The organism is Fischerella sp. PCC 9605, assembly GCF_000517105.1.
GTDB lineage: Bacteria > Cyanobacteriota > Cyanobacteriia > Cyanobacteriales > Nostocaceae > PCC9605.
Genome location: NZ_KI912150.1, coordinates 25626 through 52617 on the forward strand (window position 1 = coordinate 25626; position 26992 = coordinate 52617).

At 42.6% G+C, this 26992-nt stretch carries 19 protein-coding genes and 1 other RNA gene; 11 read left to right on the forward strand and 9 right to left on the reverse strand.

The annotated features are described in order from the left end of the window. Positions 1-58: 58 nt before the first annotated feature. Positions 59-751: a RibD family protein gene (locus FIS9605_RS0123545; RefSeq protein ID WP_026734786.1), complete on the reverse strand. Its 693-nt coding sequence runs from the start codon at positions 749-751 to the stop codon at positions 59-61. Between the two features lie 290 nt (positions 752-1041). Here FIS9605_RS0123545 and FIS9605_RS0123555 point away from each other — a divergent pair, with 290 nt between their 5' ends. After that, positions 1042-3144, forward strand: coding sequence for a sensor histidine kinase (locus tag FIS9605_RS0123555; RefSeq protein ID WP_026734788.1), 2103 nt, complete (start codon positions 1042-1044; stop codon positions 3142-3144). Here the strand turns inward: FIS9605_RS0123555 and FIS9605_RS0123560 are convergent. The 5 genes from FIS9605_RS0123560 to corA all read right to left on the reverse strand — a co-directional run bounded on the left by FIS9605_RS0123560 (position 3101) and on the right by corA (position 7725). After that, entirely contained in the window at positions 3101-4228 is a 1128-nt protein-coding gene (locus FIS9605_RS0123560) for a Gfo/Idh/MocA family protein (RefSeq protein ID WP_026734789.1), read from the reverse strand. The two genes, FIS9605_RS0123555 and FIS9605_RS0123560, sit on opposite strands and share 44 nt — an antisense overlap. A 106-nt stretch (positions 4229-4334) precedes the next feature. After that, the gene (rnc, locus tag FIS9605_RS0123565; protein ID WP_026734790.1) at positions 4335-5066 is read right to left on the reverse strand and encodes a ribonuclease III; all 732 of its coding nucleotides are present in this window, start codon (positions 5064-5066) and stop codon (positions 4335-4337) included. A 93-nt stretch (positions 5067-5159) separates the two neighbouring features. Next, positions 5160-5595, reverse strand: an RNA gene (gene rnpB / locus FIS9605_RS40010) — RNase P RNA component class A. A 111-nt stretch (positions 5596-5706) separates the two neighbouring features. Then, complete coding sequence (locus FIS9605_RS0123570) at positions 5707-6417, reverse strand: hypothetical protein (protein ID WP_026734791.1); 711 nt, start codon at positions 6415-6417, stop codon at positions 5707-5709. A gap of 141 nt (positions 6418-6558) precedes the next feature. Next, on the reverse strand, positions 6559-7725 hold the full coding sequence (gene corA / locus FIS9605_RS0123575; RefSeq protein WP_026734792.1) for a magnesium/cobalt transporter CorA: 1167 nt from the start codon (positions 7723-7725) through the stop codon (positions 6559-6561). A gap of 351 nt (positions 7726-8076) precedes the next feature. Between corA and FIS9605_RS0123585 the strand changes: the two genes are divergently transcribed. From FIS9605_RS0123585 to FIS9605_RS0123595, 3 genes are all read left to right on the forward strand, one after another. Then, complete coding sequence (locus tag FIS9605_RS0123585) at positions 8077-9936, forward strand: NAD(P)H-quinone oxidoreductase subunit F (RefSeq protein WP_026734793.1); 1860 nt, start codon at positions 8077-8079, stop codon at positions 9934-9936. 114 nt (positions 9937-10050) lie between these two features. Next, positions 10051-11553 (forward strand): NADH-quinone oxidoreductase subunit M, encoded by a 1503-nt coding sequence (locus FIS9605_RS0123590; protein WP_026734794.1) that lies wholly within the window; start codon positions 10051-10053, stop codon positions 11551-11553. Positions 11554-11684: 131 nt separating this feature from the next. Then, the gene (locus tag FIS9605_RS0123595; protein WP_026734795.1) at positions 11685-13007 is read left to right on the forward strand and encodes a CO2 hydration protein; all 1323 of its coding nucleotides are present in this window, start codon (positions 11685-11687) and stop codon (positions 13005-13007) included. Between the two features lie 643 nt (positions 13008-13650). On the opposite strand, the gene petJ is transcribed toward FIS9605_RS0123595, so the two are convergent. The 3 genes from petJ to FIS9605_RS0123610 all read right to left on the reverse strand — a co-directional run bounded on the left by petJ (position 13651) and on the right by FIS9605_RS0123610 (position 15923). Then, positions 13651-13986, reverse strand: a complete 336-nt coding sequence (gene petJ, locus FIS9605_RS0123600) for a cytochrome c6 PetJ (protein ID WP_026734796.1) — start codon at positions 13984-13986, stop codon at positions 13651-13653. Between the two features lie 170 nt (positions 13987-14156). Further along, positions 14157-14654, reverse strand: a complete 498-nt coding sequence (locus FIS9605_RS0123605; RefSeq protein WP_026734797.1) for a GNAT family N-acetyltransferase — start codon at positions 14652-14654, stop codon at positions 14157-14159. 99 nt (positions 14655-14753) lie between these two features. After that, complete coding sequence (locus FIS9605_RS0123610) at positions 14754-15923, reverse strand: RpoD/SigA family RNA polymerase sigma factor (protein WP_026734798.1); 1170 nt, start codon at positions 15921-15923, stop codon at positions 14754-14756. A gap of 824 nt (positions 15924-16747) precedes the next feature. On the opposite strand from FIS9605_RS0123610, the gene priA reads away from it, so the two are divergent. The 7 genes from priA (at position 16748) to FIS9605_RS0123650 (ending at position 26972) form a co-directional block, all read left to right on the forward strand. Further along, a complete protein-coding gene (gene priA / locus FIS9605_RS0123615) occupies positions 16748-19393 on the forward strand; it encodes a primosomal protein N' (protein WP_026734799.1) in 2646 nt (881 codons plus the stop codon). Positions 19394-19557: 164 nt separating this feature from the next. Next, positions 19558-19758 (forward strand): hypothetical protein, encoded by a 201-nt coding sequence (locus tag FIS9605_RS42965; protein ID WP_155960502.1) that lies wholly within the window; start codon positions 19558-19560, stop codon positions 19756-19758. A gap of 809 nt (positions 19759-20567) precedes the next feature. Beyond that, the gene (gene kdpA / locus FIS9605_RS0123625) at positions 20568-22253 is read left to right on the forward strand and encodes a potassium-transporting ATPase subunit KdpA (RefSeq protein WP_026734801.1); all 1686 of its coding nucleotides are present in this window, start codon (positions 20568-20570) and stop codon (positions 22251-22253) included. 230 nt (positions 22254-22483) lie between these two features. Then, on the forward strand, positions 22484-24616 hold the full coding sequence (gene kdpB, locus FIS9605_RS0123635; protein WP_026734803.1) for a potassium-transporting ATPase subunit KdpB: 2133 nt from the start codon (positions 22484-22486) through the stop codon (positions 24614-24616). Between the two features lie 171 nt (positions 24617-24787). Continuing rightward, positions 24788-25057 (forward strand): K(+)-transporting ATPase subunit F, encoded by a 270-nt coding sequence (gene kdpF, locus FIS9605_RS0123640; protein ID WP_026734804.1) that lies wholly within the window; start codon positions 24788-24790, stop codon positions 25055-25057. 20 nt (positions 25058-25077) lie between these two features. Next, positions 25078-25677, forward strand: a complete 600-nt coding sequence (gene kdpC, locus FIS9605_RS0123645; protein ID WP_026734805.1) for a K(+)-transporting ATPase subunit C — start codon at positions 25078-25080, stop codon at positions 25675-25677. Between the two features lie 170 nt (positions 25678-25847). Continuing rightward, positions 25848-26972, forward strand: a complete 1125-nt coding sequence (locus FIS9605_RS0123650) for a universal stress protein (protein WP_035140126.1) — start codon at positions 25848-25850, stop codon at positions 26970-26972. Positions 26973-26992: the final 20 nt, after the last annotated feature.

Consider the following 26992-nt stretch of genomic DNA (forward strand, 5'->3'; position numbering starts at 1 on the left):
TAACAACCACCAACCACCAACCACCAACCACTAACCACTAACAACCAACCACCAACCACTAACCCTCTCCACGAGAAATTCGATAGTGAAGAAAGACTTCTTGCTCAACAGTATAAACTTCTACTATTTGCAGCCGAGGGGCTAACTGTGGTGGAAATCCTCTGCCTTCCACTGGTGTAGGTGCATTCGCACCGCCTATAATCAACGGACAGACGGTTAGCCAGAATTCATCGATTAAATCTAATTCCAACATTGAGGCAACTAATTCACCACCGCCCATTACTACCAATTGTGCTATACCCAAAGTTAATAGGTGTTGTGAGGCAGCGGCAATATCAATTTTTCCTCTTGGAGTTTCAAAGACTAAAATCTGCTCAAATTCCGGGCGTTTTTGCCAAAAAGCTGCCCCTGTGGTTGTAGTAAGCAACCAACGCCTCACTGGCTGCTGAAAAAAACGAATTTCCGGATCTAGCTTAGCAGTGTGTGTAATTACTATATGAATCGGCTGGGGAGGTTTACCAGCCTGTATTCGTTTTTGCAGCAATTGTGGATGCGATACGGTTAGTGTTGTACCATAAGCCTTGAGAGTACCAGCACCAAATAAAGCCGCATCAGAGGCAGCAATTTGTTTTTCCAGGTGTGCCTTATCAGTTTTTGAGCCAAATCTAGCTGGCGATCGCGTAACATCTGCTATCTTGCCATCTGCACTCATGGCCAAAACTACAGTAGTATGAGGTCGGTGTTGCACCATTGCTTGTTTCAATAGTTTTTATATATATTTACTGACGTGTTTATTCTCAAAATCCATGATGCAGGCAAACCCCTGTTTACAAAAGACCTTACAACTTGATTGGCATGGAATCGGAGTTGCGATCGCAACTAGTTGCTCTCAATATTTAAATACTATCTATTTGTTTGCTATTAAACTGTTTTTTAGTTTAAAATTTTTGGCAACAACAAACATTTATAGCTTAATAATATCAACTAGACTAATTGCATATCGTTGCTGTTGTGGTTTGCATATGCCAAGTGAGAGTGCCAATGGCTAAGCAGCGTCAATCATCCTTTCGGCGGATTTTAGTATCAAAGATTTTGCTATTGTCTGTTCCAGTTTTGTTAATAGGAGAAATTGTAGCTTATAAAAAAGCACGCAATAGTTTGCTAGAAACTGCTCGTCAAAATTTAACCGAAAGTGCCATTATCAAGGGAGAAAAAATTGTCGATAGAATTTCTACTTTAAAAAGTAACTTACTAATTGCTACTCAAACACAGATTATTCAGTCAGGAACACCTGCCCAAATCCAGCAATTTCTCAGTCGGCTAGCGCAACAGCAACCCATACAAATTGAGTGCATACAATTAACAAATCACCAAAGCAGTCAAATTGTTGCCACAACTTGTGGCGACGAACCAATTGGTGAATGGAAATCTTCTTTCTCCAATGCAGAATTTACGGTGGAAACAATATTGCCACCAACTCCAGGAACAACTGGCAAAAGAAATACACAAAATAAACTGGAATTATTATTATCAGCACCTGTCTATGATAGTGCTGGTCGATTACGTTATATCTTGAGTCTGAAGTCAGCTTTATTATACGAACAAACGAATCAAAAACCAGGGTTGTTGACAGGTTCTACAGTAGTTATTGCTGAAGATGGGACAATCTGGGCACATCCAATCGCGAGTTTGATTGGGACTAATATTGCTCAGCATATAGATGCTTCCAGACTCAAAATGATCGTCAAAAATGCAATTGCAGGAAAACAAGATTCTCTGCATTTGTTTTTTGGAACAGATGGGAGAGAATTACTAGCTGGTTATACCGCGATCGACATTCCCCTAATTAAAGGACAGCAGCAAAAATGGGTGATTTTAGCGGTTACTAGTCTGGACAATGCTTTGTATGATTTAAAGCAATTCAAACTCATTCTCGTTGTTTTGACAGTAGGTTTAATTAGCGCAAGTGTGTTGGCTTCTTTATATGTAGCTCGTTGCCTAGCACTTCCCGTCGAAGAACTGCGAGACTATGCTTTGAATCTCCACAGTCACCACACAGCACAACCAGTTCCAGGTAATTTCAAAATCCGGGAATTCAATCAACTTGCACAAGCACTAGACCAAATGGTAGAACGACTTAAAGCTTGGGCAGAGGAAGTGGAAAGATCATGGAAAGAAGCTAAAACAGCTAACCAAAGTAAAAGCCAATTTTTAGCGACAACTTCCCATGAATTGAGGAATCCATTAAATATTATTATTAACTGCGTTCGCGTAGTTCGAGATGGTTTGTGTGATGACCGAGAAGAAGAATTAGAGTTTCTTAAACGTGCCGATGACACAGCAATTCATTTACTAGGCATCATCAATGACTTACTCGACATTTCTAAAATAGAAGCTGGTAAACTATCGGTATCCTTAGAACCAATTGACCTCCAAAAAATACTCAAGGAGGTAATTAATTTACAATCAGTAAATATTCAACAAAAAGGCTTGCAGTTAAATATTCCTCAGCAGATGAGCGAGCCAATTTTGGTGAATGCAGACTCAGCCAAGCTGAAACAAGTACTGATTAATGTCATTGGCAATGCAACTAAATTCACTGAAGAAGGCAGCATCACAATCAGCACAGAAATTCAAGATATTGATCGTAAATCTCAGGTGACTGTCGCAGTTCAAGATACAGGTGTTGGTATCGATCCCGCCCAACAACAAAAACTATTTCGTCCGTTTGTAATGGTAGATGACGGTACTACACGCAAGTTTGGCGGTACGGGACTGGGATTGGCGATCTCACGAAACTTGATCGAACTTATGGGAGGCAGCATTACTCTGGAGAGTAATGGGATCAATCAAGGTACGACAGTTAAAATTACTTTACCTTTAATAAATGTCTCTCAGGAGAAAGAGGAAGTAGGGAAGGCAGCACCTTGCGGAAGTCTTTCTCCCCAACCCGATTGTGTGGGAACCCCAAAGTCCCCCAACCCGATTGTGTGGGCACCCCAAAGTCCCCCAACCCCATGCCATGAAGTAGAGGAAGCCAAGGAAGAGGTAAAAAGCGAAATTGTTCCTATATCCTCTCTCACTCTAGACTCAAGAGTCACTACCGATTTTTGTCCAGAAAAACAAGTTTGCCACCCTGGTTGAGAGATTCTGTAAGGGCAGTGAGAATTTCTACTAACTCTGTGCCTACCCAGCCAGATGAAACCATGCAAGGAGTGTTGCTGTGGACGCAGCGAAGAAAGCGATCGCAAACTCGTTTTAATGGTTCACTTGTTTCTATTTGCAAGACTTGTTGCCTTTGATTTACAGGCATAAATTTATTTCCCTGCACTTCAAATTCACCATGCATCACAGTTAAAGGTGATGTGGCTGACATTTCATCAAAAATCAAACAGCCACAACTACCCACAACTGCTAGCCGTCGCTGTTTATCTGGATTGAGCCAACATAGGTGAATATAAGCTTGAAAACCATTAGGGTAAGTTAGTGTCACCCAAACCAGATCGGAAAGAGAGGGAGAGAGGGAGAGGGGAAGAGGGGGGGAAATTTCTTCTACATCTGTCCCTCTCCCAGACGCGCCATGGCGCGTCTCTACATTTCTCCCCACTCCCGACTGTAGCCACACCCTACCCATTGCTTGCACGCTCACGGGTTTTTGACTCAGCCAGGTATTAAATATAGCAATATCATGAATGGCTAAGTCCCACAGTGCATCAACATCTTGGCGGACTGGCCCTAAGTGGGTGCGACAGGCATAGCCGTAGCGTAAATTACCTAAATCTCCTCCCTCAACTACAGCGTGTCCCCGCTCAACTGCTGGATGAAACAAATAGGTGTGGTCAACCATGAGTTGCCGTTGCTGTTTTTCTGCTAATTGACAGAGTTCCCAGCATTCTCTTGGGTCTAAAGTTAAAGGTTTTTCTGCTAAAACGTGGTATCCCCAATTTAATGCATCAGTAGCTAGGGAGTAATGAGTACTAGCTGGTGTAGCAATTACTACTGCATCTAAAATTGCTAGTTGCTTTATTGCTTGCCATTCATGTGTAAATAGTATCTCGTCATCTATATTGTTGATTGAAATATAGTGTCGTTTTACTGTTGCCAAATGTTCTGGATTTGGGTCTACTACTGCTACAACTTTTGCTTGGGGATGTTCTAGAAAATTTCGCAGCAAATGTTTGCCCCAGCGCCCAACTCCAACAACAGCAATATTAATTTTATTAGTCATTAGTTGTTTGTTAATAGTCATTGGTCATTGATCATTTGTCATTGGTCACTACCAAATGACCAATGACAAAGGACAAATAACAACTAACTGATTATCAGCTTATTTATTACCTTTCGAGTTCAGTGTTTCCCCGGGTATCTATTGTTAAAAAAGCAACTTTCGCTGCTGCTTGTTCGGCGGCTTTGATCGAGCGCCCCTTGCCTTCACCAAGCTTTTGTCCGTGCAGCCATACTTGAGCAATGAAACGCTCTTGATTGTTATGCGGTTGACTGATTTCTACAACCCGATATTCTGGCAAAACTTTAAACTGAGCTTGAGTCCATTCTTGCAGGGCAGCTTTGTAGTTAAGTCTGGCTGGATCGAGGCGAATTTCTGCTGCTAGTTCTTTGAAGTGAGGGTCTAGCCAAGGACGGATCAAATCCAAATTATTAGTACTGAGGTAAAGCGCTCCCAGAACTGCTTCAAAGGCATCTGCTAGTCTTGACTGTTGACCAACTTTATCAGCAGTAGCACTGCCAGCAACAAGTAAGTATAGTTCCAAACCATAGGAGCGAGCTAGCTGAGCGAGAATGCGATCGCTTACCAACACCGAACGAATTGCTGCATAATCCCCTACTGGACAATCTGGGTAATTCTCCCACAACACAATCGCCGCCACCAACCGCACCACTGCATCTCCCACAAATTCGAGATGTTCATAATTTGCCGACTCCGAGACAGTGGGATGAGTCAATGCTAAGTCCAGCAGGTGCCACTGAATCGGTGCTTCTGCTGGCAAACCGAATTTTCTGACTAAACTTTCAAGTTGTCGTTGACGGCGTGGATAAGCGAGGGTCATTAGTATAGTCACTAGTCATTAGTCATTGGTCATTGGTCATTAGCCATTAACTTTGAATAAAGGACAAATGACAAATGACAAATGACAAAATTAGGGAGAGAGTCGGTAGTAAGCCGGGTTCTGTTCTCTTTGTAGAGGGCGGTTATCTATCTGGGACACCTGTTACCAGGTGCCTCAAGCGGCTCCTTTTTGCGGAACTGGTAAAAGACCAACCATAGTTCCATCTGCCTTGCTCCCAACCGGGGTTTACCGAGCCACGACCTCTCGGTCGTGCTGGTGCGCTCTTACCGCACCTTTGCACCCTTACCGTAGAAGGGAGTTGGGGATCGGGGATCGGGGATTGGGAAAATTTTTCCCTAGCCCCCAGTCCCTAGTCCCCAGTCCCTTTTTCTGGCGGTATGTTTCTGTGGCACTATCCTCGCGATCACTCGCACTGGGCGTTACCCAGCAAGTTTGGTCTTTCGGGAGCCCGGACTTTCCTCAAACCAGTCATAAACTGACTAGTCTGCAACCGCCTACGCCAACTCTCTCCTTATATCCAGTGTAGTCTTGGATGGCATCACTGATTCAAGTAGGTATCACCAGCTGCTTGTGAAAATAAGCTTTTCCCTTCCCTTTTGTCCCTTTTTCCAATCAAGAATCATCGTCTTCTATTCCAAGGCATGGCGTAACTCCAAGGTAATTTTTTAACTATGAAGGGACAATTGATAATACACATGGGAGGTTTATTTTCACCAGGAGCCAGACCTACTCGTAATTCGGATATCCTTAATACCAACTGCAAAGAAAATTCCAGTTCCACTTTCCTTTCTATAAAGTTTCTAAATAAAATTCTTTGTGCTTTGATTGGACTTTTTTCTAGGGCGCTGATATTAATCAAAGGGGTCTTTGTTTGGTATGTTTTTGTTAACTCATCAAGCTTGAAAACATCTTCAGCTGTCACTGCTGCTGACAGCGTTTTCGTGGGAGCGATTAGACTAGGACTTTGCGGTACGGCTAAATCACGAGTCAGATCTGGTGATTTCCTAATAACTCGCCGCGATTGTTTATTATATTCAACTACCAAAGAGCAATTGTCCCAGTCTACGTATAGAGCAAGATTCTTAGATTTATTCTCAATATTTACAGTTAATTCTTTTAACTCATCAATAAAGTGTGAAGGACTAAGTTTAAAAGATATACCAATATCATCTTGGAGGTTTTTATCTTTCAGTTGTTCATCGACGGCTGCTTTTTGAAAGGTAAACTTAATTTTATCGTCGATGGACTCGATCATCTTTGTAAATGTATATGTGACGCCAATAATATATAGCGTCAAAAAAATTAAATTACTTTCGTTTCTTGCTACCATAAATATTAACTCCCTTTCAAGATTTTAATGTGTGAAGGCTGACCAATTTACAACTATAGAACAATTATCTTTGAGTTAGTAACTGTAAGGTTTAATTCCAAAAACTAGATTTATTAGATAAACATGGTTGGCTACCAAAAATCATTTAGAATTGCTAGAATTTTTACTATTGTCAACGATTGAATCATTTGTCATCCACCCGCTTCGCCAAAAAATGAATAACAAGCTAATAGCAATTATTGCCATCAAAGCCAAACAAACAGGATAACCCCAATACCAATTCAACTCAGGCATATTATATGGTGATTTCTCTGTATTAAAGTTCATCCCGTATATACCAGCAATAAAAGTCAAGGGAATAAATATTGATGAAACTACTGTTAGCAGTTTCATAACTTCATTTGTTTTGTTACCTAAAGATGAGAGATACATATCCATTAAACTAGATGCAATTTCCCGATAATTTTCCACCATATCCATCACTTGCACGGCATGATCGTAACAGTCTCGCAAATAGATTCTTACCTCCTCACTGATTATTTCACTACGGTCTTGAATTAAGGAATTAATTGCATTACGTTGAGGCCAAATAGCGCGACGCAGTTGCAGTAAATCTCGCCTAACTCTATATATTTTTTTGAGCGTTCTACGAGTAGGCTTCATGATGACTTCTTCCTCTAAATCTTCAATCCACTCACCATAATTTTCTAAGACAGGAAAAAAGCCATCAATAATTGCATCTAAGAGAGTGTAAGCTAAATAATCGGCTCCTTGTTTGCGGATGACACCTTTATTTTTAAAAATGCGCGATCGCACTGATTCAAAGCAATCCCGTTTTGGTTCCTCCTGAACTGTCAGCAAGTAATATTTTCCCAACACTAAACTTACTTGCTCGCTATGAAAGCCATGATTTTTTTTCTTCTTTGGCATCACCATCCGCGCAATAATAACTAATTGGTCTTCATAATCCTCTACCTTTGGACGTTCCGGCACATTAACTATGTCTTCTAACACCAAAGGATGTAAATCAAAAACCTGACCCAATCTTTGCAAAATATCTTCACTACCTAAACCACTTACATCGACCCAACTTACCGACTCAGTATCTAGATAAGGAGCACACTCTTCTGGGGTTTCTACTTGCTTGTGGATGGCATCAGTTTGGTTATAGTCGATTAACACTATTGTTGACGGTGGCGCATCTGCATCAATGATAATGGTTCCCGGTATAGTTCCAGGTTGGTGATAGAAGTCGTCTGTATCTGGCTTAGTTACTGCTGAAGGTTGGTGACGATTTTTTTTAGCCATGATTTCTTACTGATGAGTCAACTGTCAATGGATCGGACAAGGGAGGGGGGAGAGTGGGAGAAGAGGAAAGACGAGAAGAGAGATAGAAAATTTATGTTGCAAGATTATATGCAACATAGATTTAACGTAATAGTAACTATTGAAATCAAATATATAAGAATTTATTAGAGCAAGCATCGCTTAATTGTCTATATCAAGTAATTCCCTTTTGAGACACATAAAGCTAATCTATTTTTAATAAGATTAAACAAAAATTAATTTTGCTTTCATTTTCATACCTGCGTTGTCTGGAAGTAATGGTTGCATGTTGACAACCGCTCTTTGTTTTGCTGCAAATCTAGAGGTGAGTTAATGGCTCAGTTCTTGCTTGAGACCGTTTGGTTAGTACCTTTATATGCCTTGATCGGCGGGCTTTCAGCGGTTCCTTGGTCGCCGGGAATTATTTGGCGCACGGGGCCAAGACCGGCGGGTTATGTCAATTTAATCATGACATTTATTGCATTTGTTCATGCGGCTTTGGCATTTCCAGCGATTTGGAATCAGCCCGCCTATCAGGTATCTATACCTTGGTTGAGTACTGCCGGTTTAAACCTTTCCATTGATTTAGAAATCTCTTCAATCAGTGTTGGCGCAATGGTTGTGATTGCAGGCTTAAATTTGCTAGCACAGATTTACGCCATTGGCTACATGGAGATGGACTGGGGTTGGGGACGCTTCTATTCTCTGTTGGGAATGTTTGAAGCTGGATTGTGTGCCCTTGCCCTGTGCAATAACTTATTCTTCAGCTATGTAATTTTGGAAGTCCTGACTCTGGGAACCTACTTGTTAGTTGGGTTGTGGTTCAGCCAACCTTTGGTAGTTACGGGTGCTAGAGATGCATTCTTAACTAAACGGGTAGGAGACTTATTTCTGCTGATGGGTGTGTTGGCAATATGGCCTCTAGCAGGAACTTGGAATTATACGGAATTAGCAGAGTGGGCAGCTACTGCTAACGTCAACCCGACACTGATGGCACTGGTAGGTTTGGCGCTAGTTGCAGGGCCGATGGGTAAGTGCGCCCAGTTTCCTCTGCATTTGTGGTTGGATGAAGCAATGGAAGGGCCCATTCCCAGCACAATTTTGCGTAACTCAGTAGTAGTTGCCAGTGGTGCTTGGGTGTTAATTAAATTGCAACCTGTTTTCAGCCTCTCGCCCATAGTTTCCTCTGCAATGATAGGTATTGGTGCGGTGACTGCGGTGGGTGCTTCCTTAATTGCGATCGCCCAAGTTGATATTAAACGCTGCTTATCTTATTCTGTTAGTGCTTACATGGGTTTGGTGTTCATCGCCGTAGGTACGCAGCAAGACGAAGCAGCACTGTTATTGGTACTCACCCACGCTTTGAGTGCAGCGCTGTTGGTGATGAGTACTGGTGCCGTTGTTTGGAACAGCATTACCCAAAACGTCACGCAGTTAGGCGGACTTTGGTCACGCCGTCCGGTATCGGGACTCACCTATGTGGTTGGTACTTTGGGGTTAATTGGTTTTCCGCCTTTGGGTAGTTTTTGGGCATTGTTGAAACTGGCGGATGGACTGTGGGCAACTAAACCTTGGCTGGTAGGAATAGTAATCGCGGTAAACGCTTTGACAGCTTTTAGTTTAACGAGGGAATTCTGTCAAATCTTTGGTGGCAAACCCAAGCAAATGAGTGAGCGATCGCCCGAAGTTAGTTGGCAAATGGCGCTACCCATGATAATTCTGATGGGCTTTACCCTTCATCTTCCCTTAATTTTGCAAAGTTTATCACTTCTACCCAGTTGGGCAGATCTAAATAAAGATGTCGCACTACTTCTAGTTTGGTCGAGTATTTTTGGTTGCAGCATCAGTGGCGTAATTTATCTGGGCAATGTGCCAAAACCGATTCGCCTCCCCTGGAAAGGTTTACAAGATTTGATTGCCTACGACTTTTACACCCCCAAACTTTATCGGATGAGTATTGTTTTGAGTGTTGACCTTATTTCTAAACTAGCCGATATTGTTGACCGCTTCGTAGTCGATGGCATTGTTAATCTGGTTGGTTTAGCTTCTATCGGTGGTGGCGAAGGTCTTAAGTACAGCACCTCCGGACAAACCCAGTTTTATGCTTTTACCGTATTGCTAGGAGTAGGTGTTTTAGGAATATTTGTTACGTGGCAATACTGGGGAAATCAGGTTTTAGAAATGATGTTTTAATTTCGCGAATGGTTAGTGGTTAGTAGTTAGTGGTTAGTAGGAAATTCAACAAACTACTAACTACCAACTACCAACTACTATCTACTATCTACTATCTACTAACTAACAATTACCATGTTAAGCGTTTTAATTTGGCTGCCAATTTTTGGGGCTGCGATTATAGCATTATTACCTGGAACTATTCCTGCCAATCGTGTTCGTTTAGGAGCATTATTTTGTTCTGGAATAGTTCTGCTGTGGAATCTTTTTCTCTTACTTAAATTTGACATCAACAATCCAGGAATGCAATTACAAGAGTATTTACCCTGGATTGAAACCCTTGGTTTGAGTTATCAGCTAGGAGTCGATGGAATTTCTATTTTGTTGCTGGTTTTAAATAGTCTGCTCACTTGGATTGCTATTTACAGCAGCAGTCGGCAAACTGAACGCCCTCGGCTTTTCTATTCCTTGATTTTATTTGTTAGTGGAGGGGTTGCCGGTGCTTTTTTAGCAGAGAATTTACTGCTTTTCTTCCTGTTTTACGAACTAGAATTAATACCCTTTTATTTGCTAATTAGCATTTGGGGTGGTGAAAAACGAGGCTATGCTGGGATCAAATTCCTGATTTATACTGCTGTTTCAGGAGCTTTAATTCTAGCTACCTTCTTGGGCATTGTCTGGTTGACTGGTTCCTCCAGCTTTAATTACGATGCGCTTTCTACCCAAGCCCTTTCTACAACATTACAAATCATCCTGCTAGCAGGAATCTTACTAGGTTTTGGTATCAAAATTCCCTTAATTCCCTTGCATACGTGGTTGCCAGATGCTTACGTAGAAGCTTCCGCCCCTATTGCTATTCTTCTTGGTGGGGTGCTGGCGAAGTTGGGCACATACGGAGTTTTGCGGTTTGGGATGGCGTTATTTCCCGAAGCTTGGAGTATTCTGGCGCCAACTTTAGCAATTTGGGGTGCAGTTAGTGCAATGTATGGTGCAGTAACAGCGATCGCTCAAAAAGACATCAAGCGGATGGTGGCATACAGTTCTATCGGTCACATGGGCTACATCCTCCTAGCTGCTGCTGCTAGTACACCCCTCGCCCTCGTCGGCGCAGTTGCCCAAATGGTTAGCCACGGTATTATCCTTGCTATTCTCTTCCACTTAGTAGGAGTCGTAGAAGCCAAGGTAGGAACCCGCGAGTTGGATGTCCTCAACGGTTTAATGAGTCCCATACGCGGTTTACCCCTGACTAGCGCCCTACTTGTTTTAGGCGGCATGGCTAGCGCGGGTATTCCCGGTATGACAGGGTTCATCGCTGAATTTATCGTCTTCCAAGGCAGTTTCTCCGTCTTTCCCATCCCCACTCTATTATGTGTAGTGGCGACTGGTTTAACCGCTGTCTACTTCGTTATCTTGCTTAACCGCACCTGTTTTGGCAAACTCGACAACAATCTTGCCTACTATCCGCGAGTGCAATGGCATGAAAAAATGCCAGCCCTGATCTTAGCAGGCTTAATCTTGTTCTTAGGAGTACAACCCACCTGGTTGGTGCGTTGGGCTGAACCAACAACAACGGCGATGGTTGCAGCAGTTCCTCCTTTGGAAAAAACTGTCACTCCTCAACTAGCCCTCAAAGAATGAGGAGGAGAGTAGAGGAGTGGAGGAAAAAATAATTCTTTTAACTTTTGACTTTTGACTTTTGACTTCCGCGCAGCGGTACTAGCTTTTTTGTAGTGTTGAAAAAATTGTGATTTATTTAAGGGAAATGATAAATGATACAAACCGCAGATAAACTTACAACTAAATTACCGCCTTCTACTCATGAATTTGCAGAAGTAATTCACCGCTTAGAAGCAGGCGGTTCAATGTTACCGGATACGCCAGAAAATTTGATGCAAATTATCGGCATTTATAAAGCTTATGCAGTGCCGATGGATTTCTACTGGCGCGATTTGCTTTATATTGCCGAACAGGTTTTTTTAGATCCATTTCCCTTTTTTAAATATTTCATTTCTAAAGAGTATTTAGAGCGGCATAATCATTATGCTGGTGATGACGCCGATTTACGAATTTGGCGCGGTGAAGCGACTGCCCATCCGGAACTGTTGGCATTTATGGAAAAGGGCGAAACTTTCAAAATGCCAAAGTTGTTCCATCACTGGTTTCACGATCGCATCAATATGGAGTTTGCCGAAGCTTGTATGCGGGCGATGCTTTGGCATCGACATATGTACGCACCAGTGAACCAATTTGACGCTTATCTGGATAGTGAAGAGTACAAAGCAAATGCCGATCGGGCAATTAAGGCATACTTCAAAGGTAATCCCTTAATGCTGGGACTTTACAAACTGTTTCCAGATATGTTTTTGGAACAGTGCCGCCAGATGTCTTACTACGCTAATCTCGGTTTGTTCTGGGAAGTCATGGCGCCGGTTTTCTTTGAAATGTCAGACATCTATGACGAAGGCGGATTTAAAGGCGTCCCCGATGCCATGAATTTTTTGGTGAATGGAATTTTTGCGATCGCCGGTCGTCCCATTTACCATCATGTTTATATTCGTGGGGAATGCTACGAAATTATCCCCAAATCTAAGGGTTTCACCTGGCTTTACGAAGCGGCATTGCCCTACGTAGAAGCTGTTTTCTATCGTACTGCTCCTTTCCGGGGTACAAAGTCTTACAATGCTCAAGCGAGGCAAGTTCCCGATCGGCAAGAAGATTTCCACTACGGTATTTTATATGCAGACGTATTTCCTGTTGGGACTGCGGGCATCCCACCAACACTTTTGATGCAAGATATGTTGCATTTCTTGCCTCAATATCTTGTAGATTATTACAAGCAATATTGCCGGGGTGAAGATGATATGTTGATTCAGTTGGGAATTAGTTTCCAACGCTCAATGTACAATGTCACTTCTGCGGTAATTCAAGCTTTGCGAACTGCGCTTTTATATCCATTAGACGATCCAAATCCCAAGCATTTACAAGCTAATCGGGAATTTTTTGAAGCGCAGTTAAATCGTTTTTGTCGCCCTGAATATGATATGCGTGATGCTGCTCGTCTGCGACAAATTCAGAGGCAGGATTATAGATGATCCCCCCAACTCCTCTTAAAAAGCAGGGCTGTTTCATTCCACAAGGGCAAGGAGTTTGTCAATCTCATGTTTAGAGAAATCTTTGGGCAGTTGTGATGGAAGTATGACCATTTCGGCGGAGTATATTTAAGAAGCACATTTTTCGGGAGTTCTAAAACCCATGCTGTATCAAGATTCTAAAATGTGCATCTTAAGAGCTTGCAGTGAACGCTTTAGACGCGGATTTGGCATGAAACTACTAGTCTAGCAAGTCAACTTTGCTAGGTTCGTATAGGAATCCGGTTTGATGATTGAAAAAATCTAAGTACACGTAGGGTGTGCGATCGGCGAGAGTACGGCACCAAAAACATAGAATGGTGCGTTAGCCTTTGGCGTAACGCACCTAGGTACTACGTATCTTTTCAAAAATCAAATACTAGCCCTATAGTAAGCACTAAGCGTGCTTAATTGAGCGCTAAAGCGCTCACTACAAACACCGCAAAGTTCGTGTGGTTAACTACTACAGACAATCACACATAAACCAATTTATCTGTGTGTGTATGTGTGCTTCTGTAGTTTCAAATACTCATTCAGCTAATTTTTGCAAGAGGCGAAATTAGGTAAGTTTCTTCCCTAATTTCTAGCCTCTAATTGCCCATCCCGATTATTTCCAACCTTTATCAGCTTGTTCTAGCACGTAGGCTGCTACATCCTCAATCTGTTCTGGTTTTAAACGACCTTTAAAAGCAGGCATAGCATTTTTGCCATTTGTCACTTGAGCAATAATTGCCTCCATTGAGTACATCCCGTACTTGTCCAAGGCTTCTTTTTTCAAGTTTTTATCTGCTTGAACTAGGTTCTTACCAGCAGTGTGACAAGCAGCACAATTGCTACCAAAAACTTTGGCACCACTAGCAACATCTGCTGCTAAAGCAGGGCGATTGAAGGCAAGGGTTAAGATGGTCATGCCAAGCAATAATACTGACAAAATCTTTTTCATTCCGTGTTTCCTCTCCAACAAGACTTAACAAGTCCATAGTCCTTACCAATTCTCGGATTCACGGCTTTTGTTCGTCAAAAGACAGGATGTCAAAGTTGGATAATGGTTAGTGGTTAGTGGTTAGTGCTTGGTAGTTAGTAGTTAGTAGTTAGTAGTTAGTAGTTATTCTCCTACTCTCCCCATCTCCCCAACTCAATCAACGCCTCTCCCGTGACGCGACAAATTCGCCAATCCGGTAAAATTGATGCTCCCATACGGCGATAAAATGTTTGGGCTGGCTCGTTCCAATCCAAGACACTCCACTCTAAACGTCCGCAATCTCTCTCTACTGCTATCTGAGCAAGTTTAGTCAACAAAGCTTTGCCAACACCTTTGCGCCGATATTCTGATAATACAAATATATCTTCAAGATATATTCCTGGTTTTGTGAGGAATGTTGAATAATTATGAAAAAATAGGGCAAAACCTACAGCTTGCCCTGTATATTCTGCTAGTATTGCTTCAGCATATTTAGGGGAGCCAAATAAATGCTCCTTTAAGGCCGAAGGGTTGCCAGTGACAGCATGAGATAACTTTTCGTATTCTGCTAGCGCTTGAACTAAGTCAAACAGCGCACTGCAATCACTTGGTTCGGCCAGTCGCAATATTAAATCGCTACGCGAAGTCATTAATCAAGAGTCCATAGTCAATAGTTCATAGTCCATAGTCCATAGACGTTAATACATAAGTCAATAGTTTAAGGTTCTTAACTTTTGACTTTTGACTTTTTAAACTAGCCAACCCTTTAAGCGTTTAGCTATGTGGGGACGCCGCAGTTTTCGCATGGCTTTACTTTGAATCTGTCGTACTCGCTCGCGGGAAAGATTGAACATGTTGCCAACTTCTTCCAGAGTACAGGGTTCGCTGGTTGTCAATCCATATCGCAGTGAAATTACATCTTTCTCCCTTGGGGTAAGTACATCGCCCAGTACTTCCCAAATCTCCTGGCGCATCATGCTTTCATTCATTTTTGCCTCTGGAGATAGGTTATCGTCGTCTTCTAGCAAATCCATCAATTCCGTATCTTCTTCTTTACCAACACGGTGATTGAGGGATAAAGCTTGACGTCGTAGTTGTTGCAGTTGACGTAATTGTTGTGGCGGAATTTCTAAACATTCCGCCATTTCTATTTCGTTGGGATTGCGTCCTAGCTTTTGTTTGAGTTCTCGTTGTGCTTTCTTAAGTTTGTTAAGTTTTTCAACAATATGGATGGGCAAGCGAATTGTGCGTGCATCGTTAGCGATCGCCCTTGTAATAGCTTGTCTAATCCACCAATAAGCGTATGTAGAAAACTTATATCCTTTATCTGGATCGAACTTTTCTGTGGCACGATTTAAACCCATTGCCCCTTCTTGGATTAAATCTAGAAAAGGCACTCCACGATTTAGATATCGTTTGGCTATTGATACTACAAGGCGTAGGTTAGAACGAATCATTTTGCGTTTCGCTACCCTGCCTTGATACAAACGATTTTCTAACTGCTTTTCTGTTATTTCTAAATGTTCTGCGACATTTGCTTTGGTAGGTTGATATCCTAGATTGTCTCGTAAGGAAGCTTGTATTTCATTTACTTCCTCTAAAAATCGCACTCGCCGCGCTAATTCTACTTCTTCATCTGGTTTAAGCAAAGGGTAACGCGCCATCTCTTTAAAAAACGCGCCCACAGCATCATCATATTCGGTTTTGTTGTATCCCGAAGGTCGTGCTGCTGCCATTGCATCCCCATCGCGTCCATCTATTTCCAGATTTTCTACAATTGGGGTTTCTTCATCTACTACTGCGTCTAAACCATCAAGAATTTGTTCTTCATTTTCAGCAGCATTTTCTATTATTTCCATTGTTCCCAATTCAGCAATATTCATAGCTTCTTGTAGGGATTGTTGCTTGGTTTCATACATAATTAGTGACAGCTGCTCTAAGATGCTTTTTAGTTTTTATAAGTTACAAATGCACCTGTTTTATGGTAAAAACTATTTTCTGCTAACTTTAGACCATCCCGAACATCAGTCTTTGCCTATCATTACTCAAGTTCACCGAACATAACAAGAGGAAACACTATTGGTGACTTGATTTTGTTAGTTACAGATAGATACATTTCCTCAGAAATGTTGGAAGTTGTAATTCCAACTTCCATCTTCAATTCGGCTATCCATACTATTCCTCATTTTTTTTCTCAATTACAAACTATGTCAAACCCCCTCAATCAAAATTGCTCAAACTTAACAAATATAAAACTTATTCTAGTTAATTCTAAATTATTAAATCTTCATGTATTTTTTTAAGCTAATTTACTTGTCATGCATTGCTATTTCTTGAACATAACAGAATCTTACTGATGGGGTTGTAGATACTTGATAACTTTCCCCAGCAAAAGGCATGGCAATCCCTTGCTTGATAAAAAGCATCTCATATACTGAGAGCATTTAATATCTATCAATAGGGAGAAAAGCTCCCTTACCTATTTAGCATACAGAGAAAAATAACTTGAAAAAGGCAGAAGAGATTGATTTTGTCCGGTCTGGTTTAAATACGTATTACTGCATATAGATAAAATTAATTCCTTTGCTGGAATTACATAAGAGGAAACTTATCAAGTATTATGTCTGTTGACAGTATTGCGAACTACATTTTCAACGTCGTAAGACAGACAGTTATAGTTTAATGAGCAAAGAAATTTTCAGCAACTAGGAAAGATAAATATCTATCTATAAATTGAGGAACTATGTATATTAATGACCTAAGTTTACCTCCTTTGGTCGTTGCCCAAGCCGGAGAATCGTATAACCATAACACGAATGAAAATCGGTGGATTGAAGTCCTAGTAGACTGTCCAGGAATTGCAAAAGAAGCTGTAACAGAACCAGAAGAAGGAGAAAAGGAAGAAAAACTATATACCTATCGATTGCCAGCAGGGTTAGAAGTAAAACTAGGGGATATTTTAAGTGTGCCATTTGGCAGGCAACTAGTGGGAGGAATAGCTATTCGTTTGCTGGCTCAACCCCCTGCTAATCTTGCACCCGCAGAAATTAGGGATGTAGAAGATGTTATCCATCCGAAATTTTTTCGAGAAAGCTACTGGCAATTACTAGAAAGGGTGTCGCAGTACTATTACACTCCCCTAATCCAAGTCATTCGCACTGCTTTACCACCAGGGTTGTTAGGGCGATCGCAGACGAGACTGCGCCTCAAACCAGAAAATATTCCCAGCGGTGCGAATGAATTTGTTGGTTTAGCAGCCCGCGAAATTCTCAAAATCCTCCAGTCTCAGGGTAGCGGAGACTATAGCTTTAAATTCATGAGACGCCAGATCAAAGGGTTTGATCGGGGCAAGAAGCAATTACTCCAACGCGGTTGGGTGGAAACTTATATAGAAATGCCCAGATATTCCCGCCCCCAGACTAAACCAGTAGTAACGTTAATTGTCAGCATACCGCCCATCGATCTCAATAAACGTCAACGAGAAATTTTGGAAGTGCTAAGGCGTCATGGTGGTGAGTTGTGGCTTTCGGAGTTCCTGCAAATTTGCAACACAACTACCCCTACCTTAAGGAGGCTAGAGGAGAAGGGCTGTATTGTCATTGAAGAACGGGAAATCTTACGAAGTGATCGCGGCCCAACAGTAACAGCAGATCAACCAAAATCTTTAAGCCTCGCCCAGTCTCAGGCATTGTCTACGATCAAGGAACTAGATGGATATGCCACAGTACTGCTGCATGGCGTCACTGGTTCCGGGAAGACAGAAGTTTATTTACAAGCGATCGCTCCTTTACTAGCGCAAGGTAAATCCGCCCTCGTCTTAGTGCCGGAAATTGGGCTTACACCCCAGCTAACCGATCGTTTCCGCGCCCGGTTTGGCAACAAAGTTAGTGTTTACCACAGCGCCCTCTCAACGGGAGAACGTTACGACACCTGGCGGCAAATGCTTGCAGGGGAACCTCAAGTAGTGATCGGGACGCGCAGCGCTGTTTTCGCTCCTTTGCCCAATTTGGGTTTAATTATATTAGATGAAGAACACGATAGCAGCTTTAAACAAGATTCTCCCATTCCCACCTACCACGCTCGTACTGTTGCTCAGTGGCGGGCAGAATTAGAAAATTGTCCCTTAGTGTTGGGTTCAGCGACGCCATCGTTGGAAAGTTGGATAAGCGTCAGGATCAGTGACACAAAGACTGACAGACACGGTGACGCGGAGAAATTTTCTGTCACCGCGTCACCGCGTCCACGCCACGTGCTACAACGGGGGGAACCCCCGCAACGCAGTGGCTCCCGTGTCCCCGTGTCATCTCACTACCTCTCCCTCCCCGAACGCATCCACTCCCGCCCTTTACCACCAGTAGAAGTGGTGGATATGCGGCAAGAGTTGCAGCAGGGAAACCGTTCTATATTTAGTAGATCTCTACAAGAAGCTTTGCAACAATTGAAACAACGGGGTCAGCAGGGAATTTTATTTATCCATCGACGCGGACACAGTACTTTTGTGTCTTGCCGCAGTTGTGGATTTGTACTAGAGTGCCCACACTGTGATGTATCGCTAGCGTACCACCACACTGAAGAAGGAGCGCCGCAAATGTTGCGCTGTCATTACTGCAATTATGCGCGATCGCATCCCAAAAATTGCCCCGAATGCAGTTCTCCTTACTTAAAATTCTTTGGTAGCGGTACGCAACGAGTCGCACAGGAGTTAGCAAAGCAATTTCCCGAATTGCGTCTTATCCGTTTTGATAGCGATACCACCCGCACCAAAGGAGCGCACCGTACCCTGCTTACCCAATTTGCCAACGGCGAAGCAGATTTATTAGTGGGTACGCAAATGCTCACCAAGGGATTGGATCTACCACAGGTGACACTTGTAGGAGTTGTCGCCGCCGATGGTTTGTTGCATTTATCTGATTATCGTGCCAGTGAACGAGCGTTTCAAACCCTAACTCAGGTAGCTGGACGTGCTGGTAGAGGTGAAGATCCAGGGAAGGTGATTGTGCAAACTTATACCCCAGAGCATCCGGTGATAGAAGCGGTACAAAATCATGATTATCAATCTTTCACCGATGCAGAATTAGAACAACGGCAAGCGCTGAATTATCCTCCCCACGGCAGGTTGATTTTATTGCGGCTGAGCAGTTTAGATCCGATGGAAGTAGAGAATACAGCCCAGGCGATCGCAACAGCTTTGTCGCAACAGGAAGGCTTAGATATATTGGGCCCTGCACCAGCTAGTATTTTACGGGTAGCAAATCGTTATCGCTGGCAAATCATGCTGAAATTTGCCCCCGATGCATTGCCGCAGTTACCAGACTGGGAACAAGTGCATCAACTTTGTCCGAAGTCTGTGAGTTTGACTATAGATGTAGACCCTATAAATATGATGTAAAGGTTGTTGGTTGTTTGTTGTTTGTTGTTTGGTATTTTTCTAATCAACTGCTTTACAGGCGAACAAAACAGCGCCCCTACTAACCACCAAGCACCAAGCACCAACCACTAACCACTAACCACTAACTACCAGCTAATAAAAAACAAAATTTGGAGGTAAAAGTCATGGGCAAGAAAGTTGTCATTATTGGCACTGGCCCTAGTGGAACTCTGCTAGCTAAGAGTATTCTGACAATTTTGCAGCAGCTATTGAACACTTTACTATTCGCCGTCAGCCAGATGTTAATGCCTTGGTGGAACTCAGCGACTATATTTTTCCCTCATCTAAGATATTATTCATTGAGTTTTTGTTGCGGCAAAGAATAGCCAAAATTTTACACAGCTTATTTCCCCAACGCTTCCTACCTTCGTTTTTTGAAGTGATCTCTGAAGACACAATTGCCTATTCCCAGATTTTGAATTACTACAAAGGCTGGATATCAAAAGTAAAAAAATCAAACGAAAAGTTCTCAGCAAGTGCGTAGAGAATTTACACCTGATGTGAATTATTTTTTGAAAATTGACCATAGATAAACAGGGGACTAGTACCGCTGCCTTGGAAGTCACGCATTCACGCATTCAAAAAGCTTCCTGTTGTAGGCTTTTGTCAATTTGGAATAGTAGTTTTATTTCCGCCACTTTGTACTAGGGATTAAGAGCACAAGGAATTAAGCTTTCTCTCTTGTCTTCTTTAACTATTTACTTTTTTTATGAGCATTCTAACCACATACGCCTATCAAATTCACTATGTGACATTTGATATTTATATGATAGATTATGTTGTGTAAATTAATACTAACTCATGTATTATTTTGAGTATAATAACTCAAAAAGGAGGGTTATTTATTTCAAAGTAGCAAACATCAATAATAGATTGATTGCGAGTAAAAATTATAATAATATAACTCATGGGAGATAAATAATGTGAAATTTTAAGTATTCTTACAAAAGAATTCACCTAAGAATAATCTGGAAGTTAGTAAGAATCATAACTAGTCAATGCAGATTGAGAAGTTGAGGTGATGAGATATCACTCAATTGCAGGAAATCAATAAATTTAGAAGAAATCAAGCGTTATTCATAAAATTGGCTTTCTAGTAGTGAAGCCGAACAAACTATAAATCAGCATCAAATACATGGCACAAGGTTTTTTGCAAATTGGGTTAACGCTTTGTATTTTAATCACAATTACTCCTTTTTTTGGAAAATACATAGCACGTGTATTCTTAGGCGAAAGAACGCTGTTTGACTCCGTATTGAATCCGATCGAGCGAATTATTTACATATTAGGCGGTGTACGTTGGAAACAGGATATGACCTGTTGGCAGTATATCCGAGCAGTGCTAGGCAGCAATTTCTTGATGGGCGTTGTTGTTTACTTGATTTTCAAATATCAGGGATATTTGCCTCTCAATCCGATGAATTTTCAAGCACCTAGCTGGGACTTAGCACTGCACACAACAATTTCATTTCTAACGAATACCGACCAACAGCACTACATTCCTGAGACAACTTTAAGTTATTTCAGTCAAACAGCAGCTTTGGGCTTTTTGATGTTCACCTCAGCCGCAACTGGGTTGGCAGTAGGTATTGCCTTTATTCGCGGCTTAACAGGTAGACCGTTGGGAAATTTTTACGTAGATATTACCCGCGCGATTACGCGGATATTGCTGCCAATATCTTTTGTAGGGGCGATCGCCTTAATTATCTCAGGCATACCGCAAACATTACTTGCACCTGAAATTGTCACCACTTTAGAAGGATCAACCCAGTATATAGCCAGAGGGCCGGTGGCATCTTTTGAGATGATCAAACTATTGGGCGAAAACGGTGGTGGTTTTTTTGCTGCTAATTCTGCCCATCCCTTTGAAAATCCTAATGGCGCTTCTAACTTAATCGAAATGATCGCCATGCTTTCAATTCCGGCGGCGTTGATTTACACCTATGGATTGTTTGCGAAGAACATCAAACAAGCTTGGCTGCTTTGGTGGATGGTATGTGTGATTTTTTTGATTTTAGTGGGTATAACAGCGATCGGCGAGTATCAAGGCAATCCTCTGGTTAATGCCACTTTGGGATTTGAACAACCAAATTTAGAAGGTAAAGAAATCCGCTTTGGCTCAATCATGACTGCGTTTTGGGCAGTAGCCACCACTGCTACCATGACTGGTGCTGTCAACGGTATGCACGATTCCCTGATGTCAACTGGAGGTTTCTCTACCTTATTAAATATGTTCTTACAAATCATTTGGGGAGGTCAAGGAACAGGAACCGCCTACCTGTTTATTTATTTAATTATCACTGTATTCTTGACAGGTTTGATGGTGGGACGCACTCCAGAGTTTTTGAGGCGAAAAATCGAGAAGCGGGAAATCGTTCTCGCCAGCGTAGTCTTACTGATTCACCCAATAGCGGTTTTGATTCCCAGTGCCATTACCTTGTACTTTCCACAAACCTTGGCTGGTATTACTAACCCTGGTTTTCACGGTATCTCCCAAGTCGTTTACGAATATACCTCAGCAAGTGCGAATAATGGCTCTGGCTTTGAAGGCTTAGCAGATGGTACTCTGTGGTGGAATTTAAGTACCATTCCCAGCTTACTGCTAGGGCGCTACGTTCCGATTATTGCCATGCTGCTGTTAGCTGACAGTATGGCTCACAAACAAACAGTACCGGAATCTCCAGGCACGCTCAGAACTGATACTCTGCTATTTACTAGCGTCACAGCTGGCGTAATTTTGATTTTAGGTGTACTCACTTTCTTCCCTGTTTTGGCTTTAGGCCCAATTGCGGAAGGATTTAAGATCGCCGGCGGCAGCTAGCAAACATAGGAGAAGGAAATATTAGGAGGGGGAGAGAGGGAGAAGGGGAGAGGGAGAAATTAAGAGGGGGAGAGGGGGAGAAAGGGAGAGGGGGGAAATGAACAATTCAAAATTCAAAATTACTCCCCCACTCCTCCACTCTCCCACTCCCCCACTCCCCCACTCTTCCACTCCCCCACTCTTCCACTCCTCCACTCCTCCACTCCCCCATTTCCCCATTCCCTGAATATATGAAACCAGCTGCTACTACCTCCAAATCTCCCAGATCCCCACGTTCTCGTCCCTACGATCGCCGTCATGCACGCAAACAGTCACGGGTAAAGACTAAAGGGATTTATCGTAGAGCCATCAAAGATGCTTTTGTCAAGCTCAATCCTAAACAAGCAATCAAGAATCCGGTGATGTTTCTAGTCTGGGTTGGGACATTCGTCACCCTTGCAGTCACAATTGAACCCGACTTGTTCGGGCCGGTTCCAGACAAAAACCCACGACTTTTCAACGGCTTGATTACGGTGATTTTGTTTTTTACTGTGTGGTTTGCCGATTTTGCCGAGGCAGTTGCAGAAGGTAGGGGTAAGGCACAAGCCGATGCTTTGCGCTCAACTAAATCAGAAACTATCGCCAAAAAACTTTCTCCCGATGGCACGATTTCAGAAGTTCCTTCCACCAGCCTGCAACAAGGTGATACTGTCTACGTTGTGGCTGGTGATACCATCCCCGCCGATGGCGAGGTGATTATGGGAACCGCCAGCGTAGATGAATCGGCGATCACTGGTGAATCTGCCCCTGTATTAAAAGAAACAGGCTCAGATGTTGCCAGTTCGGTTACTGGCGGTACGCGGATCATCTCCGATGAACTAATTATTCGCATCACAGCTGACCCAGGCAAAGGATTTATTGACCGGATGATTGCCCTGGTGGAAGGGGCTGAACGTAGCAAGACACCAAATGAAATTGCCCTGACGGTGTTACTAGCAGTTCTGAGCTTGGTATTTCTTTTTGTTGTGGCAACACTACCATCAATTGCCAACTACGTTCAAAGTCCAGTCAGCGTGGCAATTTTAGTGGCATTATTAGTGGCACTGATCCCAACGACTATTGGTGGCTTACTCAGTGCGATCGGTATCGCTGGCATGGATCGAGTCGCCCAGTTTAATGTCATTGCCACCTCCGGACGAGCAGTAGAAGCTTGTGGCGATGTTAACTCCTTGGTTCTTGACAAAACAGGTACGATTACCTTGGGGAACCGATTGGCAGAGGGTTTCATTCCTGTCAACGGTCACACCATGCAGGAAATTGCTTATGTAGCGCTGGTAGCAAGTATATTTGATGACACACCAGAAGGAAAATCGATTGTCCGGCTAGCCGAAAAATTAGGCGCAAGTATTGATTTCGACCGTGAAAAAGCTGAAGGAGTCGAATTCTCCGCCAGAACTCGCATGAGTGGTACAAACTTACCCAACGGGAAAGAAGCGCGTAAGGGGGCGGTAAATGCGATCAAGGGATTTGTGCGTTCGCGTAGCGGCTCCTCTGGAGCATCGCGTAGAGGTCAAGATACTCCAGAACTAGATTCTGCCTACGAATTAGTTTCACAGCAAGGAGGCACACCCTTAGCAGTTTGCCTGGATGGTGAAATCTACGGTGTGATTTATCTTAAGGATATTGTTAAACCGGGAATACGCGATCGCTTTGAGCAATTGCGGCGCATGGGAGTGCGTACCATCATGTTAACTGGCGATAACCGCATCACTGCTTCTGTAATCGCCAAAGAGGCGGGAGTCGATGACTTTATTGCCGAAGCTACCCCAGAAGACAAAATTGCCGTCATTCAAAGGGAACAAGCAGAAGGCAAACTGGTGGCGATGACGGGAGACGGTACAAACGACGCACCAGCACTAGCACAGGCCAATGTCGGGGTAGCAATGAATACGGGTACTCAGGCAGCCAAAGAAGCAGCGAATATGGTTGACTTAGACTCCGATCCTACCAAACTGATCGATATAGTTGGCATTGGTAAACAATTACTGATTACTCGTGGGGCATTAACAACATTCTCCATTGCCAACGATATTGCTAAGTACTTTGCGATTATTCCAGTATTATTTGCTTCTGCTAATTTACAAAGTTTGAATATTATGAAGCTGACCAGCACTAATTCTGCTGTGCTGTCAGCACTAATTTATAATGCTTTGATTATTCCTGTCTTAATTCCCTTGGCACTAAAGGGTGTGAAGTTTAGACCACTCACATCCAATCAACTGCTGCAACGCAATATTTTTATTTATGGCTTAGGTGGTGTAATTGCACCGTTTATCGCGATTAAGTTAATTGATCTGGCAATTACAGCAATAGGATTGGCTTAGTGCAATGTTGCGCAAATTCGTAACGAATTAAATGTAGAAACACTCTGCTACCTGGTGCGCTGACTCTGCGAGCCTCTGCGTTTAAAAAAGCTACGATTTTATGCAAAGCTGTACTTAGAAAACGAACCACAAAGTACACGAAGAACACAAAGGGAAGAGTGGGAAAAGAGTATGAAAATAATTAATTTACAACGCAGGTTTTTACCTGTGGATTTGTTGAAAGCAATTTCTTTTATTTGGTCACAATGGCGCATACAAAAATTACCATTAGCGATTTTTATCAGTTTGTGTCTGAATTTGATTATTGCTCCTATTGTTTATGCAGCAGCTGATGGCGCCTTGGAACGTCGTTCGGCTTGGGCTATAGGCATTTTGGGATTTGTCACCTTGGCACTTATAATCTATCTATTTTTTGTGATTTTTCAACCAGAACGCTTCTAAATAGAAAGCAGAAGAAATCTATGTTTATTATTCGAGAAATTGCCAGGGCGATTCGCATGACTGTACTTCTCTGGTTATTAACAGCAATTATTTATCCTGTCGCCACCCTAGGAGTAGGTCAAGTATTTAGATACCAGGCAAAAGGTAGCATCATGCAGAATATCCAAGGAGAGAATATTGGTTCGGCTTTGATTGGTCAACAGTTCCGATCTGACCGCTATTTTCAGGGTCGTCCCAGTACTATTAGGTATAGCCAAGGGAAACTGGGTAAGCCAACAGGTATTTCAGGTGCAAGCAACCTCGCTCCTAGCAATCCAGAGTTGCTGAATCGCATTGTTGAACGATCAAATCAACTCAGAGACGAGAGTATTCAACCGTTTGCCGACCTCATTTACACTTCTGGATCTGGTTTAGACCCCCATATTTCTGTCAGAACAGCCCAGGAACAATTAGAGAGGGTTGCTAGCGCACGCGGTATTACCCGAGAGGAAATATTGCCATTAATTCAACAGTATACGGATGATAGATTTTTAGGTATTTTTGGTGAGCCTGGAGTTAATCTTCTGAAATTGAATTATGCTCTTGACCTTCAAGAAATTAACCGGGGACGAAATCAATAAATTATTTAGTTGTTGGTTGATAGTAGTTAGTGGTTAGTAGTTAGTGGTTAGTAGATAGTAGTTGGTAGTTAGTAGATAGTAGTTGGTAGTTAGCTGTTATTTCCTACTAACCACTATCCACTAACCACTAACAGTCACCGCGAAAAATACGTTTACTTATTTTTACTTTCATGTATCCAGCACGTCGCGGCAAACACAAAATTTTTATAGGTATGGCTCCTGGCGTTGGCAAAACTTACCGAATGCTGGAAGAAGCACATGCACTTAAAGAAGAAGGGATTGATGTTGTGATTGGGTTGTTGGAAACCCACGGACGCAAAGAGACAGCAGAAATGGCGGAAGGGTTGGAAATATTACCGCGCGCTTCAATACCACGCGGTAATTTGATGCTGACAGAAATGGACACGGATGCGATTTTAGCGCGATCGCCTCAATTGGTATTAGTTGATGAATTGGCACATACCAATGTCCCTGGTTCACCCCGCGAAAAACGCTACCAAGATGTAGAAATCATTTTGCAGCACGGCATTGATGTCTACTCCACCATGAATATTCAACATTTGGAGAGCCTCAATGACTTAGTAGCAAGAATCACTGGTGTAGTAGTGCGGGAACGCATTCCTGACCGCATTCTGGATGATGCAGATGAAGTAGTTGTAGTAGATGTTACGCCAGAAACTCTAGAAGAAAGGTTACTAGAAGGTAAAATCTACGCCCCGCAAAAAATTCAACAAGCACTCAATCACTTTTTCCAGCGTCGCAACTTGGTTGCTTTACGCGAGTTGGCATTGCGGGAAATCGCAGACAACGTTGAAGAAGAAGCAAGAGAACTCGGTGCAAGTTTCGCGAACGGCGCTACTCTACAAGGTGAATTCTGTAATATTCAAGAGCGGGTGTTAGTTTGCGTCTCTACCTATCCCAACTCACTGCAATTATTACGTCGGGGTGCTAGGCTTGCCAACTACATGAATGCTCCTCTTTTTGCCGTATTTGTTGCCGACCCAGACCGCTTCCTCACTAAAGAGGAAAGCTTGCACATCGATATGTGCGAGAAACTCTGTAAAGAATTTGAAGGTACTTTTATTCGCGTTACCAGCAGCAACATCGCTAAAGCGATCGCCGAGGTTGCCCAGAAATACCACATTACCCAGATTGTGATCGGTGAAAGTCAGCGATCGCGCTGGCAATTATTTTTAAGAGGATCTTTAACTCAAAAATTAGTAAAGTTGCTTAAAAACGTCGATTTACATATCATTGCTACTGATAAAAAAATGTATTCGGAGAATGGGGACTAGGGACTGGGGAGTGGGAGAGT